At 66.8% G+C, this 1,851-nt stretch carries 2 protein-coding genes; one reads left to right on the top strand and one right to left on the bottom strand.

Annotation, left to right across the window (positions count from 1 at the left end; translation table 11 throughout):
• A partial coding sequence (locus ACOVRJ_RS10515; protein ID WP_422043800.1) for an IS256 family transposase occupies positions 1-1,044 on the top strand: 1,044 nt, incomplete at its 5' end.
• Positions 1,045-1,369: 325 nt separating this feature from the next.
• Here ACOVRJ_RS10515 and ACOVRJ_RS10520 read toward each other — a convergent pair.
• On the bottom strand, positions 1,370-1,851 hold a 482-nt coding region (locus tag ACOVRJ_RS10520; protein WP_422043801.1), incomplete at its 5' end, for a DUF4351 domain-containing protein.

Raw genomic sequence — 1,851 nt, forward strand, 5'->3', positions numbered from 1 at the left:
CGGCTGAACAGCCGCAACGGCTTCCGGGAACGTACCTGGGAGACCCGCGCCGGTACCGTCGAGCTGCAGATCCCCAAGCTGCGCCGCGGCAGCTACTTCCCTGAGTTCCTGGAGCCCCGGCGCACGGCCGAGAAGGCGCTGGCCGCGGTCATCCAGGAAGCCTACGTGCACGGCGTGTCCACGCGCTCGGTGGACGACCTGGTCAAGGCGCTGGGCATGAGCGGCGTCTCCAAGAGCGAGGTCAGCCGGCTGTGCGAGGAACTCGACGAGCGCGTGGGCGCCTTCCTGGAGCGCCCCATCGAAGGCGACTGGCCTTACCTGTGGATCGACGCGACCTACGTGAAGACGCGTGAGGCCGGGCGTATCGTGAGCGTGGCGGTAATAGTGGCGGTGGCGGTCAACACCGACGGTCAGCGACAGGTGCTGGGCATGAAGGTCGGCCCCAGCGAGGCAGAGCCGTTCTGGACGGAGTTCCTGCGCAGCCTCATGCGCCGGGGCCTGCGCGGTGTCAAGCTCGTCATCAGCGACAGCCATGAGGGCATCAAGGCGGCCGTCGCCAAGGTCCTGAAGGCCACCTGGCAGCGCTGCCGCGTGCACTTCATGCGCAACGCGCTGGCGCACGCGCCCAAGACCCAGCGGCGCATGGTCAGTGCCGCAATCGCCACCGTCTTCGCCCAGGAAACGGCCAAGGAAGCGCACGCCCAGTGGCGCGTGGTGGCCGACCAGTTGCGCGGCAAGTTCGAAAGGATCGGCAGCCTCATGGACGCGGCCGAGCAAGAGGTGCTGTCTTACATGGACTTCCCCAAGGCGCACTGGCTGCAGATCCACAGCACCAACCCGCTGGAGCGGCTGAACGCCGAGATCAAGCGACGCACGAACGTGGTGGGCATCTTCCCCAATGATCGCGCCATCACGCGGCTGGTCGGCGCCATGCTGCTGGAGCAAAGCGACGAGTGGACCCTGCAGCGCCGCTACATGCAGCTTGAAGGCCTGCAGACCCTCAGCGATACTGCCCCTGCTCGCCTGCCTGCTGTGCAGCGCTGAGCACCGCGTGCATCTCAGCCTGTCCGGGCTGTGGAGTTACACCACGCGATGGGACACGATCTTCCAGCCCCTTGCGGTCGAGCGGATGGAGCAGTTTCAGGGAAGGCCCGCTGAGCCTTCTCTTTGAGTATCACCACACGGGTCAGCAAGTCTGCCGCCTCGGCAGACGACAACGCCTTGTCGTCGCGCGGCTGGCCCTAGCCCAGCCATGCGATGTGCGGCGTGTGCGGGAAGCGGAAGAACAGCATGAGCGTGATCTTCTGTTGCGCGTCCGATGCCGGGCGGCCAGTTCGTGCCAACTTACAGCGGTTGGCGCCATGCCGGATCAGTGCTCGTCGAACACCGCCTGCCAGGTGGGCGCGTCGATGATGCGGTCGAGCCAGGTCTCGAGTTGGGGCAGGGTGGCTTGGTGGATGCGGTCCTGCGCTTCTGGGGGCAGCGGGCCGAAGCGGCGGGTGAGCAGGCGTTCGAGTGTGCGCTGAGCACGGTCGGTGTGGCCTTCGATCAGCCCCTCCTGTCGCCCCTTCTCCATGGCCCGAACGTCCCAGCGGGTGACATTGCGTGAGAGCATGGCTTGTACCTCTGAAAGTTCAGTGACGGCGGGCAGCTTGGCCTGCGGAGGCAGACGCTGTGCGACGACCCGGCGGATCCACACGGCCAGGGCGCGGCGCAGTTCGGTATTCTGCGGCCCGGCCAGGCGCTTGGACAGCCGCTCGACGACGGTTTGCATTTGCTCACGCCCCGGGGCCGACTCGATTTCTATCAGGTCGGCCACGGTGTTGTCGGCGGCCAGGGTTTGCACGCGGC

It is taken from the genome of Roseateles sp. (assembly GCF_049240545.1).
In the GTDB taxonomy this organism is placed as follows: Bacteria; Pseudomonadota; Gammaproteobacteria; order Burkholderiales; family Burkholderiaceae_C; genus Paucibacter_A.